Raw genomic sequence first — 14,669 nt, 5'->3', positions numbered from 1 at the left:
ATGGGTTTCGGCATGGTTCAGGCCGTGGTCGTCGCTCGCCACACGGGGAGCAGCTCGTCGATGAGGGCTTCGGTCTCTGGGGCCATGCCGCCCCCATAGGGGTGGGAGGCCGCCCGGCGGTGCAGTCCGTCGACGACGGCGCGCAGCCTGGACGGCTCCCCGGTCGCGTGGGCGGCTCTGAGGAGGTCGCGCCACAGGCTCTCGTCGTCGGCGGCCAGCAGCAGGCCCGCCCTGGCCGCGGCGATGGCCGCTTCGGCGTCGCCCCGGTAGAGCCGGGATTCGCACAGCCGGTGGGCGGCGTCGGCCACCGAGGCGGTGATGTCGAACTCGAGGGGGTCGGCGGCCAGCCACGCGTAGCGGCCGGGCGGTCTGGCGTTCAACAATGGGCCCCTGACCAGGTGTAATGCCTTTTCCAAGGAGATGGGGTCGCCGCGTCGCACCAGGTCCTGGAACATCGACCAGTCGGTCCTGATCTCGTCGCTGAGGTGGAGGCGGCCGGATTCGTCGGCGTACAGATACGGGCGGCCCGCACGGTCGTTGCCGAGCCACTCGGCGACGCGGGCCAGGGTGGCGTCCCTGACCATCGGCTGGACACCGCGCGGCCACAGGACCCCGCCCAGCACGACCGGGTGGACTCCCCCCGGATGGGTCGCCAGGTAGACCACCAGCTCGTTGGCCAGCGCGGCGCGGCCCTCTTCCAGGGCGTTGACCGGGGAGATCTCGATCGTGCCCAGGATCCTGACCTCGATGGCCGGGGGGTCGTCGTGGCGGCGGATGTCCGGGAGCGGGAGGGGTTCGCCCTGCTTGTCGCCGGCCGTCCGGAACAGGTCGACGATGGCCTGGATGTGGCGGCGCGGGAGCAGTTGCGCCTGCACGTCGAAGCCCAGCGCCTCGATGACGGACCGGCCGCCGGTGACCTCCCAGGTCCAGGTGGCGTGCGGGAGGGGCGCGGCGATCACGTATCCGGCCGCCGACCTCGTGCTCTTCGCCAGGACCGCGAGCCTGCGGGCCTCGTCGGCGGTCGGGTGGACGGCGCTGAGCAGGTAGTGCGGGGGGTGGTTGGGGTTGTTGGCCCTGCCGTGGATGCGTCCGGTGAGGACGTCGGGCGGCTGGGCGGCGTTCTCGAACTCCGGCAGGACCTCGGCGAGCGACGCCGCGATGTTGACCCTCTCCGGGGCGATGGCGCGCAGTTCCTGGCCGAAGCCTACGAGGGTGACCTTCATCGTGTCGGACCAGCGGTTGGTGATCAGCTCGACCGCCAGCGCGGAGAGCGCGGCGACGGCCTGGTCGCCGACGATGCTGATGACGCCGTGCGCGGCCTCCAGGTCGATGAGCACCCGGCCCGTCTCCGCCGTGCCCAGGGAGACCAGCCCCGGGTAGGGGGCCGGGACGTCGGCCATCGCCAGGTCGTCGAGGCGTCGTGCCTCGTGGGAGGCCAGCCGCCAGATCTGACCGTTGTCGGCGGCCTCGAAGGGGGCGGGGGCGTCGTGGCTCGGTGGGTGGACCCACAGGTCCATGCCCCGTGCGGACAGGTGCAGGGCGTAGATGGCGGGCGGCCTGGTGTCGGCCTCGGCCAGCAGCTTGCCCAGCAACCTCAGCCCGGTGTCCAGGATCCGGCTGCCGGGGGCGTCGGCCCCCAGCCGCATCGCCACCTCGGCGGAGGCGGCCTCGCCACGGGGGCGCTGGATCCGGTGGCCGAACGCGCGGGCCCAGAGCTGCTGTCTGCGCTTCCTGCCCAGGAGGAGGAGCACCCCGGCGGAGAGGAGGGAGGCTCCGGCGAGGAAGTCGACCAGGTCGACCTGCTCGGTCCAGCCCTGGCTGGCGACCGGTGTGGTGAGGATCGTGCCGCTGTTCGGGGCGGCGACGATGCCTGACCTGGGGATCGTGGTGTCCCCGATGCCGGCCTCCTCAGCCGGGGTGGTGGCGGTGACGGTGGGGACGGGCTTCTTGGGGGGTGTACGAGTCGGGTCGGCGGCCTTGCCGGTTTCGCTCTGACCGGGGCGAGTGGGGTCGGCGGTGGGGCGGTTCTGGTTGCCCTCGGCGGGTGAGCGGGTCGGCTCATCGGCGGCGGGTGGCCGCGTGGAGTCGTCCGCGCCTGGACGGCTGGAGTCTCCTGCCCCGGGGGGACGCGCGTCCTGACCTTCCGGAAGCGTCGTATCTCCAGGATTGTCCGCGCCCGGCAGGGTGGGGTCGGCTGTGGCTGGTGGGCGGGCACCGTTGTTCTCGCTGGGCACGCGCGTGGGGTCGGCTGTGGCAGGTGGCCTGGCGCCGTTGTTGTGGTCGCCTGCGGCAGGCGGTGGGGTCGGGTTGGCGGTGGGCTGGCCGTTCCGCGTCGGGTTGTCGCCGGGTGGCCGCGTGGGGTTGAGGTTGGGGCGGCTGTCCGCCGGGGGCTGGGCGTGGGTGTTGTCGCGGTCTTCGAAGCGGGTGTCGCCGCCCGGCCTGGTGGTGTCCCGGTCGGGCTGAGTGTCGCCGCCCGGCCTCGTGGTGTCGCGGTCGGGCTGAGTGTCGCCGCCCGGCCGGAGGGTGATGCGCTCGCCCTCGCTCGACTTCGGCACGCCCGGGTGGTCCTTGAGGATCTCGGTGCGGCTGTCGTCGGCGGGGACCACGTGGGTGTTGCGGGAGTCGCTCGGCATGTCGAGGACCCAGCCGGGCCGGATCAGGTCGGCCATGTGCAGGCGGGACCCGTCGGGCTGTTCCTTGTGCTTGTTGAGCTCGTAGATCTCGGCGTAGCGCCGTCCGTCACCGAGGCACTTCTCGGAGATCTCCCACAGGCTCTCGTGGTGCCGGCCGTGGGGCGGCTGGACGACGTACACCTTCTTGACCTCGCCGCGCGGGACCAGCTGGGCGCGCTCGGTGATCGCCGTCTCGGCGCTCACCAGCGTCGGCTTCACCGGGACCGTCGGCGTGGACGCGAACCGCATCAGCGGGACGGCCACGGCCGTGACCGTGAACAGGACCAGCACGGCTGAGACGAGCCGGTTGGCCAATACCTGGGTGCCCCCGGACATCGGCACGCGCGCGGGCATGCCGATGCGGCGCACCCCGGCGTACACCTCGACGAGGACGCAGATCACGAGCTGGACCCAGGAGATCCACACCAGCAGCACCAGCACGGCGATGATCGTCTCGGTCCCGACCTGGCTCATGAGCGCGTCGAGGTCGAGCAGTTCGGCCGGGATCGGCGGTCCGGCGAAGCGGATCAGGGCATAGGGGACTCCCCCCAGCAGCCCGGCCAGCGCCACCAGGGCCGCCAGGCCGGCGACGATGTCGCCAGGGGTCCGTTTCACCCGCCGTCTCCCTGGTCCGGGACGGCCGTGGCCGACGCGGTCATCTCCGATCCGGGAAACCCGATCGCGGCCAGGAAGAACGCTTCCCATGTGACGCTCACCTCCACGGTCACCTCGGTCTGGCCCGCCCCGACCGTGCACTGACCCATCTCGATCCCGTCGGCGTCGTGCGCCGACACGATCTCGTCCGCCCGCCCGCACACCTGCGCGTCGCCGAGGAGCCTCAGCTGCCCGGTCGCGCGGAGCGTCTCGACGTCGATCTGGTCGGCCGCCGCGCGCGCCCCCTGCTCGGCGATGTCGGCCGCCCGCAACTTGGCGTTGATCGCCGCGCCGCCGTCCACGAGCAGGCCCGCGAGCAGGAACACGGCGACCGAGAAGAGCACCACGAACGTGGACATCGAGCCCCGATCGGCCCTTCTCATTCGACTCTCCGGAACTGTTCGAGGGGGACGACGGAGTCCCCGGTGATCGTCACGTTCGTGCCGAAGCCGAGGAAGTCGAGGTCGAGCGAGCAGCTCACGGTCACCTCGACCACGCCGCCCTCCTGCCACTGCGTCCCCGCCATCGACACCTCCGGCGGGCAGTCGGCGAGCGCGTCGGTCGCCGCCGACGTGGCGGCCTCCTGCGCCGCGCCCTCGTCACGCTGCACCGACGCGGCGCGGGCGGCGTCGCGGGCCGCGCCGTTGACCTCGCCCTGCGCCTCGACGACGCGTCCGGCGCCGACCAGGAACAGCAGGAAGAGCACCAGGACCGGCGCCAGCATGACGGTCTCGACGGACATCGACCCCCGATCACCCACCCGGTCACCCATCTGGCGCGCACCCCCCGCTGCCGTCGTCCGGCCGGAAACACTCCACCGGCCCGCCGAAGCGGGCCGTGATCGTGAAGGAGATCTCCGGAAGCAGCGGTACGACCTGGACCGCGCTCCCCGTCACCTCCACGCCGCGCGCGTCGCCCTCTTCCCAGGCCGTCGCAGTGGCGGCCTGCAGGATCTCCGGCCCGATGGCCTGGATGATCTGCTCGGCCTTGGCCTCGGCCGCCTCCTGCCAGCCGTCGTCCCCGGCCCGCGCGATCCTGGCCCCCTCTCGGGCGGCCGCGTCGGCGACCTGCCGTCCGTGGAACCACAGGGCCATCTGGACGATCAGCAGCACGACGACCAGGACGACCGGCATGAGCAGAGCGAGCTCGATGACGGTCGCGCCCCGGTCACGGCCCCTAGGGCGTTTCACTCACCACCGCCGCCACCACCGCTGTCACCGCCGCCGAAGTTCGAGGTGATCTCGGCCGACTGGGCCTCGACGAGACCTCGGATGAGCGCGGCCAGGCCCAGCGCGACCCCGGCGATGATCGCCGTGATGATCGCCCACTCGACCGCCGACGCCCCACGCGTGGGAGCCGATTTGGCCTTGTGGATGCGGACGTTGATCATCGCCACCAGGTAATCGATCATTTTCAATATCCCAACATTTTCATCGCGGCCGGGTAGCTGAGAAAGATCACGAAGCCCGCGCACAGCAGCAGCTGAGCCACGAGCATCGACTGCGAACGTTCGCCCGCCTTGCCCTCGATCTCGGCCAGCTCCCGCCTGCGGAGCGTGGCCGCACGGGCCGTCAGTGAGGACCGCACCTTGGCCCCGTCGTCGGCGACGAGCCCGAGCGCCGCCGAGAGGTCCCGGAGCTCGTCGACGTTGATCTCGTCGCCGAGCTGGCCGAGGGCCTGCCAAGGGGTGATCCCGACGATCCGGGCGTTGGCGAGGGCTTCGCGGATGCGCTCCATGGCCCAGTTGGAGCCGGGGGCGTCGACACCCGGGTTGGTCCCGACGGAGACGGACATCATCAGCGCCTCCGGGACGCCGCGTCCGCCGGCCAGGTTCATCGCGACGAGGTCGAGGAAGGCCCCGACGGCGTGCCGGAAGTCGCGGCGGCGGACCGCCGCGTCCTTGCCGATCTGCACGTCGGGCAGGAAGAAGAAGATCACGCTGACCAGGAGTGCCGACCAGAGCGGAATCTGGATCGACACCCCCCACCCCATGACCGCCAGCCATCCCACGAGCAGCGGAAACGCCAGCAGCCCCGAGACGGCGAGCAGGACCTTGGTGGCCAGGAACCCCTCGAACGACTTGCCCAGCAGCGTGAGATCCGCCCGGATCGACCTGGCCTCCCACCCCCGGGAGGCGTAGAACTTGGCGAGCCGCTGTCCCAGCGCCTGCCGGAACGCGCTGACCTGCTCGTCGGGCGCGACCAGCGGGATCTTGGGCGCGTCCTCGCCGGTACGCGCCACGTCGAGCGCGGCCAGCCGCGTCGCGAGCCCCGGCCGCGACGGGAACAGCGCACGAAGCAGCAGCAGAATCCCCAGCCCGAGGACCCCACCGGCGAAACCAGTCGCGATCACAGCCTCACCCCTCCGATCCGCACCCCATCAAGCACGGTGAGCCCGTGGGCGCCTCCGGCAGGAGTGGCCGCCACCCCCAGCGGGGCGGCGCAGCCCTGATGCCGCAAGACCGCGCCTGTCCCCCGCTGATGGGACGCGCCCGGCCCGGTCACGGATGCCGGGAGGGCAGCGCCATACCGCATTGATCTGGCGGTGAACCTCATGAGCTCACCGCTTCCACCGGTTCCGGGCGGCGGTACGGCGCCAGGATCCGGCCGGGCTTGTCGAAGCGGGCCAGCCGTTTCATCCACGCGAACCCCGCCCCGAACAGCGCGGCCACGACGACGAGCACCGCCTGGCCCAGCAGGGAGTCGTATTCGGCCACGTAGTCGCGGTTCGCGATGACCAGGAACCCCGCGAAGGCCAATGCCGTGCCGACCACGATCTGCACGCTTCGCCGGGTCGCGCGCCGTTCGGCCTCCACGCGGCGGCGCATGTCGAGTTCCTCGCGGGCCGACACCGCCAGCGCCGACAGCACGTCGCGCAGGCCGGGGCCGCGCAGCCGCGAGTTGAGGATCAACGCCGCCACCACCAGGTCGGCGGAGGGGTCGTCGAGTTCGTCGGCGAACATGCGCAGGGCGTCGCCGAGGGCGGTCCGCGACCGCAGCCGGTCGACCATGGCCCGCAGATGCGGCTGGAGGCTGGGGGCGGCGGCGCGGATCGAGACGGGGATGGCCTGCTCGAGACCGGCCGCGCCGGCGATGGTGTCGCGCAGGGATTCGGCCCAGGCGGCCAGGCCTTCGAGGCGCTTCATCGCGGCGCGTTCCTCGGCCGCGCCGCCGGTGAAGCCCTTCCAGGCGATCACCAGCAGGACCGCGCCTACCGCCACGACCGGCCAGCCGGTCACGACCAGGGTCGCGCCGCCCGCGACGGCCGCGATGGCCCCGCGCGTCGTCAGCGACTGGAGCCAGCGCAGCCGCTGGGCGCTGGTGTCGGGAGAGGCCGGACGTGGGCGTAAGCCGTACAGAGCCAGAAAGAACAGGAACAGACCGGCGCCGGCGGCGGCGCCGGACAGGATCACCAGCGGATCGAGCGGGATCATGACCACCCACCTCCCGACGGCACATAACCGTGGTGGACGAGCTCGTCGATGCAGGCGATCGGCGCGTGGGCGACCGCGACGCCGGCCTCGGAAGCCGTGAAGATCTCCGAGGAGAGCACCCGGCCGTCGCAGCCGGCGACCTCGCGGACCGAGGAGACATAACGCCGCAGAGCGCCGCCCCGGTGGTAGTCGTTGCGTTTCTCGATGAACACCACGAAGTCGATGGCTCCGGCGATGAGCATGTGGGACGCCTCGATCGGCAGGCGTTCCTCGGCCTGGAGGGCGTAGGTCGCGATGCGGTTGAAGACCTCCATCGACGAGTTCGCGTGGATCGTCGACAGCGACCCGTCGTTGCCCTGGGTCATCGCGTTGAGCATGGTCACGATCTCGTCGCCCAGGACCTCGCCGACGATCACCCGGGACGGGTTCATGCGCAGCGAGCGCCGCACGAGTTCGGCCATGGTGATCTCGCCCTGACCCTCGGAGTTGGGCAGCCGCTGCTCGAACGCCACCACGTTGGGGTGCAGCTCGGGGAACTGGTCGAGGCCCAGTTCGAGGGCCCGTTCGACGGTGATCAGGCGTTCGTGGCTCGGGATCTCGTTGGCGATCGCCCGCAGCAGGGTCGTCTTCCCGGCGTTGGTCGACCCGGCGAGCATGATGTTCTTGCGCGCCTGCACCGCCGCCGCCAGGAACCGGGCCAGATCGGGCGTCAGCGTGCCGTTGCCGACCAGGTCGGTCAGGAACACCTTGCCCAGCCGGGCCCGGCGGATCGAGATCGCGGGGCGGACCGCGACGTCCATGACCGCCGACAACCGCGACCCGTCGGGGAGCCGCAGGTCGAGCTGGGGGTTGGCGGTGTCGAAGGGGCGCGACGACAGGCCCGAGTAGGCCGCCAGGATCTGGATGAGCTCGATCAGCTCCTCGTCGGACTCGGCGACCGGGTCGTGGCTGAGCTCCTGGCCGTCGGCGTAGCTGACGAAGACCCGGTCGCAGCCGTTGATGTCGATGTTCTCGACCTCGGCGTCGTCCAGGAGCGGTTGCAGACGGCCGACGCCGAACAGGGCCGCGTGGATTCCGGCCGCGAGGGCCTCCTCCTCGTCGGCCGTCGGCGGGGTGCGGCCCACGCCGATCTCCCCGCGCGCGAATTCCTCGAGGACCTGGGCGATCAGGGCGCGGGCGAACTGGCGTTCGTCCTCGCCGCTCATGGGCGGGATGCCGCTGGCCTGGTCGAGACGCCGCTGGTGGGCGAGCCGGTCGCCGACCTCCTGGCGGAAGCGCTTGACGAGCGCGTGGTCGATCACGGGGCCACCTTCTTCTGGAGGTGGCCGGCCAGGCGTCCGGCCAGTTCGCGGGCGGTCCGGATGAGCGGGCTGCGCTCCAGCCGGCCGCCCCACTCGCCGCGCAGCAGCTCGGCGCCCTTGGGGTCGAAGGCGATGCCGCCGACGAAGGAGACGTCGAAGCCCGCCACGATGCGCCGCACCTCGTCGAGCGAGGGCCGGTAGTTGCGCGGATCGGCGACCACGACCACGCCCGCCTTGCGCTTCAGCAGGGTCAGCCGTTCCCGCAGGTGGGCGACGTGATCGAGGCTGGCCCGGGTGAACAGGAGAATCTGGTCGGCCTCGTCGACCAGCTCGTTCATCGCGGGCTGTACGCCCAGTCGCCCGCAGTCGGCCAGCACGTCGGCGTGGTCGATCGAGGCGAAGGAACGCCCCAGCGGCCCCCAGAGCCAGGTCAGCCCGGCCGCCTGCTCGCCGTTGGTCAGCCCGGCCAGCACGTCGAGGCCGCCGACGAGTTTCTGGGTGTGTTCGTACACCTGATCGGGATAGAGCCCCCGCCGGGCCACGGCCCCGAGGCTGAGCAGCCCGCGCGCCGGATTCAGCACCCCGCCGTCTGCCGCCGGCAGGCGGTAGGCGAGGTCTCCCCCGGACGGGTCACACTCCGCCAGCAGCACCGGACGCGGCCACACGGCCCCGAGGGCGGTCGCCGCGGTGGTGACCCCGGGCGCCCCCTTGTCGGCGGCGAGCACGATCAGCGCCATCGGCTACCTGGCCCCCGGGAGCACCGCCAGGGCGATCTCTCCCGTCGAGGCGAACGCCGCGACCTGCGGCGAGAGCGAGGCGTCGACGACCACGGTCACCAGCCCGGAAGCGCCCCGCTCAGAGGATCCGGCGCTGTGCACCCGGGCGGAGGGCACCAGAATCTTCTGCGGTACGGCCCCACCGCGCGCGTTGGCCGGCACATAGATGACCTGCACGACGTCGCCGGCCTTCAGCCCCGACGGATACTGCCCCGCCTTGAGCGAGAGCCCGACGCGGGCCCGGTTGGGCCCGACCTCCTCGCTGTCGCTGGTGACCATCGTCTCGGTCAGCAGCGTGCCGGGCAGCAGGGTGACGGCGGCGAAGGTACTGGCCACCTGGTTGCGGGCGTTCCAGGGCACGTAGGAGATCCCGGTGTCGGCGATCTGCACCTCGCGCAGCGAGGCGACGGGGATCTGCTGCCCGGCGCCGATCTGCTCGGCCACGCCGACGGCCGAGACGCGGTCGCCGCTGCGCATGACGAGCAGCGTGCTGGTGAGGGCGCCGCCGATGATGAGGAGCACGGCGACGGCCGCGAGCGCGGGTTTGCGCTCCCGTGGTGGCACCGGCAGCTTGCGCGAGGCCGGGCCGGAGAGGGTGGGCCGATCGACGGGGGAGCCGTTGACGGGACGGGAGGCGTCCCGGACTGGCTTCTCGCTGGTCCTCATGGGCAGGGAACTCCCAGATCAAAAGCAATTTAGGATTCGCGACGAAATATCACGCCATTATGGACACCACCGAACCCGACGGTTCAGGAAAAGCGCGAGCCATGCCTATCGGTTATAGGCCACGTCGTCAAAGAGAACGACATCTTCCCTTATTTTCGCAGGTAGACGAGGGTTAGCCACCTCACTGTTCACAACAGCCACAATTGCCCCACCCTCTTTGCTATAACACTTGATCGGATCATGAACGCAATCGATATGGCATTTCGGCATATATCGATCGGCGAGCTGGAGCGGATGTGGACAACTCATCGGATTTCGCCGGGAGCCACCTCTTTGGCTTGGATCTCCCGGCCGGTGACCGCGTCCCCCTGCTCGCCGTCCTGTAGCGGCCTGCTGCGCCCGCTATCCACAGAAACGCCAGGTGAACGGGTTGGATCCAGCTCGGGAGCCGTCGGGAAAACCCCCACTTGGCAGCCGGGTGGTGTCGCGGGGCGTCGATGAACGACCCGCGAGTTATCCACAGGGTTACCCACAGGATCGGCCCTTTGTCCACACACCAACCGAATGGGTCATACACAGCCGCGCAGACATGACATCTCTGTACGGTGACCCCGCCACCGACCCCCATTGGAGTGCCGCCGATGCGGATCACCCTCACCGTCGTCGGCAGCGCCGGTCACCGTGAGGTGATCGTCGACGGCGACGAGTCGACCACGGCCACCGGTCTGGCCACCGCCCTCGACACCCGCAACCTGGGCAACGTCGTACGCCTCCCGCGGGCCCGCGCCCCCTACGGCATCGACCGCGAAGCGGCCCCCGAAGGGGTGCTCTGGCTCGACGGCCGTCCGCTGCCCGCCGACGCGCGCGTGTTCGGTCTGCTGCGCGACGGCGACCGGGTGGCGCTCGACCCCGGCGGGGCGGCCGCCACGGTGGTCGAGGAGCCCGACGGCACCGCCGAGTTACGGGTCGCGGGCGGCCCGGGAGCCGGGTCGGTCCACCGCCTGGGGCTCGGCGCACACATGATCGGCGGCGATCCGGTGTGCGCGGTGGCGGTGGCCGACCCCCTGCTCCCGTCCGAGGCGGCGGTGGTCTGGCTGGGCCCGGCCGCGATCACGGTCGAACCGGTCGGCGCGGTGCCGCTGCGGCTGGCCGGCGAGCCGGTGACCGGCCCGGTCGACTGGCCGGAAGACGCGGTGCTGGCCATCGGCCACTCGGTCTTCACGGTGGGCCGGATCGAGCCGCCCGACACGCATCTCGACGCCCTGCCCGACGGAGGTCTCGCCTACAACCGGCCCCCGAGGCTGGTGCCGCCCGAGCGGGTGGCCAGGATCGAGGTGCCACAGGAGCCCAGGCGTCCCGACGGGGCCCGGCTGCAACTGCTGGCGGCGTTCCTGCCGGCGGCGTTCGGGCTGGGCATGGCGTGGGCGTTCCAGAACTGGTACTTCCTGATCATCGCGTTCATGACCCCGATGATCATGGTCGGCCAGTGGGTGAGCGACCGGCGGCACGGCCGCAAGCAGCACCGCCAGGCGGTCAGAGACCACAAGCTGGCCATGGAGTCGTTCGACCGGGCCGTCGAGAAGGCCCGCGCCGCCGACGAGAAGGCCCGGCGGGCCTCGGCCCCCGACCCTGCCGAGCTGCTGCTGACCGCGACCGGCCCCCGGCGGCGGCTGTGGGAGCGGCGCACCCACGACCCCGACGCGCTGCGGCTGCGGGTGGGCCTGGCCGACCTGCCCGCCGAGATCACCTTCGAGCCGCCCGCCCCCGAGCGGGTGCCGCCCGCGCGCGACGTCCCGGTGGCCCTGGCGATGCGCCGTCTCGGCGTGGCCGGGGTGACCGGCCCCCGGGCGGGCGCTCTGGGCGTGGCCCGCTGGCTGGTGGCCCAGGCGGCCTCCCTCCACAGCCCCCGCGACCTGGCGATCGTCGTGCTGTCGGCGACGCCCGACGGCGCGTCGCAGTGGGGCTGGGTGCGCTGGCTGCCCCACTGCGTCACCCACGCCAGCGGCAGCCTGGCCTCGGTCGGCGGCGACCTGGAGTCGGCCGCCCGGCGGGTGGCCGAACTGGCCGCCCTGATCACCGAACGCCAGGGCGACGAGGGCGGCCCGCTGCTGAAGCCCGGCCGGTTGACGGGCGGCCCGTCGAGCTGGAACGACCTGGGCCGGGGCGCCCCGAAAACGGCCGAACCGGCGTTCGGCACCTACGACGAGCGGCCTTACGACGTGCTCGTGGTGCTCGACGGCGCCCAGGCGATGCGGGCGCTGCCCGGCATGCCCCAGGTCCTGCGCCAGGGCCCGCCCGCCGGGGTCTACACGATCGCGATCGACGACGTCCAGTCGCTCCTGCCCGAGGAGTGCGCGACCGTCGTGGCCTGCGAAGACGACGGCACCATCCGGCTGCGCGGCGGCGGCCTCGACGCCCTCGGCGCGATCCGCCCCGACCAGGTCTCCCCCGCGTGGGCCGACCGGCTGGCCCGGTCGCTGGCCCCGCTCCGCGACGTGAGCCGCGACGACCCGTCGGCCGCGCTGCCCGACTCGGCGCGGCTGCTCGATCTGATCGACGTGCCGAACAATCCGGGCCGGTCGACCCAGGCGGTCCTGGGGGTGGGCCCCGACGGCCCGTTCGCGATCGACCTGCGCCGCGACGGCCCCCACGCGCTGATCGCCGGCACGACCGGCGCGGGAAAGTCGGAGCTGCTCCAGACGCTGATCAGTTCGCTGGCGGCGGTGAACCGGCCCGACGAGATGACGTTCGTGCTGGTCGACTACAAGGGCGGCGCGGCGTTCAAGGAGTGCGTCCGCCTCCCCCACACGGTCGGCATGGTCAGCGACCTCGACGCCCACCTGACCCAGCGCGCGCTGGCGTCCCTGGCCGCCGAGATCCGCCGCCGCGAGCGGTTGCTGCTCGACGCGGGGTCCAAGGACATCGACGACTACCTGGAAGAACGCGGCACCACGTGGATCATGGGCGCCACCGGCGTCCAGCAGGCGACCGCTCCCGGCATCTTCGGCCGGGCCGCCGTCCGGACCACGGGTGTCCGGGCGCCGATGCCCCGCCTGGTGCTGATCATCGACGAGTTCGCCGCCCTGGTCGCGGAGCTGCCCGAGTTCGTCGAGGGCCTGGTCGACATCGCCCGCCGTGGCCGGTCGCTGGGCATCCACCTGATCCTCGCCACGCAGCGCCCGGCCGGTGTGGTGACCGCCGACATCCAGGCCAACACGTCGCTGCGCATCGCGCTGCGGGTCACCGACGCCCGCGAATCGGCCGACGTCATCGACGGGCCGGAGGCCGCCTACATCCCCAAGGCCACCCCGGGGCGCTGTTACGTCCGGTCGGGCTCGGGGCCGGCGGTGGCCGTCCAGGCCGCTCGCATCGGGGGGCGGGCGCCGGGGGGCGGCTCTCTGGGCCAGGTGCGGGTGACCGACCTGCCCTGGGAGGCCCTCGGGCGTCCGCCGGCGAGCGCGTTCGTGTCCGAGCTGACCGGGACGACCGACCTCGCGCGGTTGGTCGACCGGGTGATCGAGGTGTCGCGGGGGGTGCAGAAACAGCCGAGCCCGTGGCTGCCTCCCCTGGCCGACCAGGTGGAACTGCCCGACGTCGACGGCGAGACCATCGCGTTCGGCGTGACCGACCTGCCGTGGGCCCAGCGGCGCCGGGCTCTGGTGCTGGGCCCCGGCCATCTGCTGATCGCCGGAACGGCCCGGAGCGGACGCTCGACCGCCCTCCGCACCATCGCCGGGTCCCTGGCCACCCGCATGACCGCCGACGACCTGCACCTCCACGCCATCGACTGCGGCTCCGGGGCGCTGCTGCCGCTGGTGGCGCTCCCCCACTGCGGCGCGGTGGTCACCCGCGACCAGCTCGACCGCGTCGAGCGCCTGCTGGCCCGGCTGCGCGCGGAGATCGCCCGGCGGCAGCAACTCCTCGCCGAGGCCGGGTTCGCCTCGCTGGCCGAGGCACGGGCCGCCGGGCTGCGCGAACCGTGGCTGCTGCTGATGATCGACCGCTGGGAGGGGTTCGTCGCGGCCTTCGAGAACTACGACTACGGCCGGTTGATCGACGGGGTGATGCAGCTCCTGCGCGAGGGCCCGGCGGTCGGACTGCGCGCCGTGGTGACCTCCGACCGGTCGGGGTTGATCGGGCAGATCTCGACGGTGTTCGACGACCGCCTGGTGCTGAGGCTGTCCGACCCGGCCGACTACGGGCTGGCCGGACTGCCGGCCAAGAACGTGCCGTCGGCGATGCCCAACGGACGGGCGCTGTCGATGAGCGAACACGGCATCGTGGAAAGCCAGATCGCCCTGCTGACCGAAGACCCCTCGGGCCCCGCCCAGGTGGCGGCGCTGCAGTCGCTGGCCCGCTCGGCCGTCCCCCCGACGGACAACCGCCCGCTGCGGGTCGACGCCCTCCCGGCGCGCATCACCGCGGATCAGGCCATGAATCTCGTACGCGGCTTCGAACCGCCCTCGCGCCTGTGGTCCCTCCTGGGGGCGGGCGGCGACGCGCTGGCCCCGATGGGCATCGACCTGCTGGGCCAGGGCCCGGCGGCGGTCATCGCGGGACCGTCCCGCTCCGGGCGTTCCTCCACGTTGCTGACCGCCGCCCAGTTCCTGCTCGACCGCGAGGTGCGGGTGCTGGTGATCGCTCCGCGCCGGAGCCCTCTGCGGGAGCTCAGAGGGGTGCTGGCGGTCCTCGACGGCAACGCGCGGAGCGTCCGCGAAGACGACCAGGCGGGGGCCGGCGGGGGCTTCGGCGGCCTGCCGGGAGCGCATGACCCGATGAAGCTGCTGGAGGGTCAGGAGAACTACGTGGTGATCGTCGACGACGCCGAACTCATCTCGCCCGACTCGGCCCTGGGCACGGCCCTCGACGAGATCCTCCGGGGAGCCCGCGACGGCGACCACGGCCTGCTGATCGCGGGAACCACGGGCGACCTGGCCACGGCCTACCGGGGTTTCGTGGCCGAGGCCCGCAAATCCCGGACGGGCCTGCTCCTGTCGGTCCAGAGCCCGGCCGACGGCGACCTGTTCAACGTCCGCCTCCCCAGAGGCACAACCAGCGGCGGCCCCGTGGGCCGAGGCCTCCTGATCGTCTCCGGCACCGCCACCCCCATCCAGACAGCGGTCCCCTGACGGTCATCGGGCAGCCCGACAAGCCGTCGCGAGCATGC

The 14,669-nt window shown here is 72.3% G+C and carries 11 protein-coding genes; 1 reads left to right on the top strand and 10 read right to left on the bottom strand.

The features are described from left to right. Positions 1-17: 17 nt before the first annotated feature. From AW272_RS42310 to AW272_RS24145, 10 genes are all read right to left on the bottom strand, one after another. Positions 18-3,287: an AfsR/SARP family transcriptional regulator gene (locus tag AW272_RS42310; protein ID WP_066369340.1), complete on the bottom strand. Its 3,270-nt coding sequence runs from the start codon at positions 3,285-3,287 to the stop codon at positions 18-20. Then, on the bottom strand, positions 3,284-3,709 hold the full coding sequence (locus AW272_RS24185; protein ID WP_245657694.1) for a pilus assembly protein TadG-related protein: 426 nt from the start codon (positions 3,707-3,709) through the stop codon (positions 3,284-3,286). The genes AW272_RS42310 and AW272_RS24185 overlap by 4 nt, the downstream gene beginning before the upstream one ends. Beyond that, the gene (locus AW272_RS43915; RefSeq protein ID WP_066369335.1) at positions 3,706-4,098 is read right to left on the bottom strand and encodes a TadE/TadG family type IV pilus assembly protein; all 393 of its coding nucleotides are present in this window, start codon (positions 4,096-4,098) and stop codon (positions 3,706-3,708) included. Before AW272_RS43915 ends, AW272_RS24185 begins: the two co-directional genes overlap by 4 nt. Further along, positions 4,091-4,516, bottom strand: coding sequence for a TadE/TadG family type IV pilus assembly protein (locus AW272_RS24175; RefSeq protein ID WP_245657693.1), 426 nt, complete (start codon positions 4,514-4,516; stop codon positions 4,091-4,093). The genes AW272_RS43915 and AW272_RS24175 overlap by 8 nt, the downstream gene beginning before the upstream one ends. Beyond that, on the bottom strand, positions 4,513-4,737 hold the full coding sequence (locus AW272_RS24170; RefSeq protein WP_066369329.1) for a hypothetical protein: 225 nt from the start codon (positions 4,735-4,737) through the stop codon (positions 4,513-4,515). The genes AW272_RS24175 and AW272_RS24170 overlap by 4 nt, the downstream gene beginning before the upstream one ends. Before the next feature lie 2 nt (positions 4,738-4,739). Beyond that, positions 4,740-5,678 (bottom strand): type II secretion system F family protein, encoded by a 939-nt coding sequence (locus AW272_RS24165; RefSeq protein WP_066369326.1) that lies wholly within the window; start codon positions 5,676-5,678, stop codon positions 4,740-4,742. Positions 5,679-5,877: 199 nt separating this feature from the next. After that, positions 5,878-6,759 (bottom strand): type II secretion system F family protein, encoded by an 882-nt coding sequence (locus AW272_RS24160; protein WP_066369324.1) that lies wholly within the window; start codon positions 6,757-6,759, stop codon positions 5,878-5,880. Continuing rightward, positions 6,756-8,060 carry a TadA family conjugal transfer-associated ATPase gene (locus AW272_RS24155; RefSeq protein ID WP_066369323.1) on the bottom strand — a complete coding sequence of 435 codons (1,305 nt, stop codon included), beginning with the start codon at positions 8,058-8,060 and terminating at the stop codon, positions 6,756-6,758. Before AW272_RS24155 ends, AW272_RS24160 begins: the two co-directional genes overlap by 4 nt. Further along, positions 8,057-8,797: a CpaE/TadZ family protein gene (locus AW272_RS24150; protein WP_066369321.1), complete on the bottom strand. Its 741-nt coding sequence runs from the start codon at positions 8,795-8,797 to the stop codon at positions 8,057-8,059. The genes AW272_RS24155 and AW272_RS24150 overlap by 4 nt, the downstream gene beginning before the upstream one ends. A 3-nt stretch (positions 8,798-8,800) precedes the next feature. Then, positions 8,801-9,502 (bottom strand): hypothetical protein, encoded by a 702-nt coding sequence (locus AW272_RS24145; RefSeq protein WP_066369318.1) that lies wholly within the window; start codon positions 9,500-9,502, stop codon positions 8,801-8,803. Positions 9,503-10,143: 641 nt separating this feature from the next. Here AW272_RS24145 and AW272_RS24140 point away from each other — a divergent pair. Continuing rightward, positions 10,144-14,631 carry a type VII secretion EssC family protein gene (locus tag AW272_RS24140; RefSeq protein ID WP_066369316.1) on the top strand — a complete coding sequence of 1,496 codons (4,488 nt, stop codon included), beginning with the start codon at positions 10,144-10,146 and terminating at the stop codon, positions 14,629-14,631. Positions 14,632-14,669: the final 38 nt, after the last annotated feature.

The organism is Herbidospora mongoliensis (assembly GCF_001570545.1).
Classification (GTDB): Bacteria; Actinomycetota; Actinomycetes; order Streptosporangiales; family Streptosporangiaceae; genus Herbidospora; species Herbidospora mongoliensis.
The sequence above is the reverse complement of the archived record's forward strand: the minus strand, read 5'-3'. Positions and strand labels throughout refer to the sequence as shown.

Coding starts and splice junctions, on each gene's coding strand:
- AW272_RS24185 (WP_245657694.1), bottom strand. CDS start 3,709: ATGAGAAGGGCCGATCGGGGCTCGATGTCCACGTTCGTGGTGCTCTTC.
- AW272_RS43915 (WP_066369335.1), bottom strand. CDS start 4,098: ATGGGTGACCGGGTGGGTGATCGGGGGTCGATGTCCGTCGAGACCGTC.
- AW272_RS24170 (WP_066369329.1), bottom strand. CDS start 4,737: ATGATCGATTACCTGGTGGCGATGATCAACGTCCGCATCCACAAGGCC.
- AW272_RS24160 (WP_066369324.1), bottom strand. CDS start 6,759: ATGATCCCGCTCGATCCGCTGGTGATCCTGTCCGGCGCCGCCGCCGGC.
- AW272_RS24150 (WP_066369321.1), bottom strand. CDS start 8,797: ATGGCGCTGATCGTGCTCGCCGCCGACAAGGGGGCGCCCGGGGTCACC.
- AW272_RS24145 (WP_066369318.1), bottom strand. CDS start 9,502: ATGAGGACCAGCGAGAAGCCAGTCCGGGACGCCTCCCGTCCCGTCAAC.
- AW272_RS24140 (WP_066369316.1), top strand. CDS start 10,144: ATGCGGATCACCCTCACCGTCGTCGGCAGCGCCGGTCACCGTGAGGTG.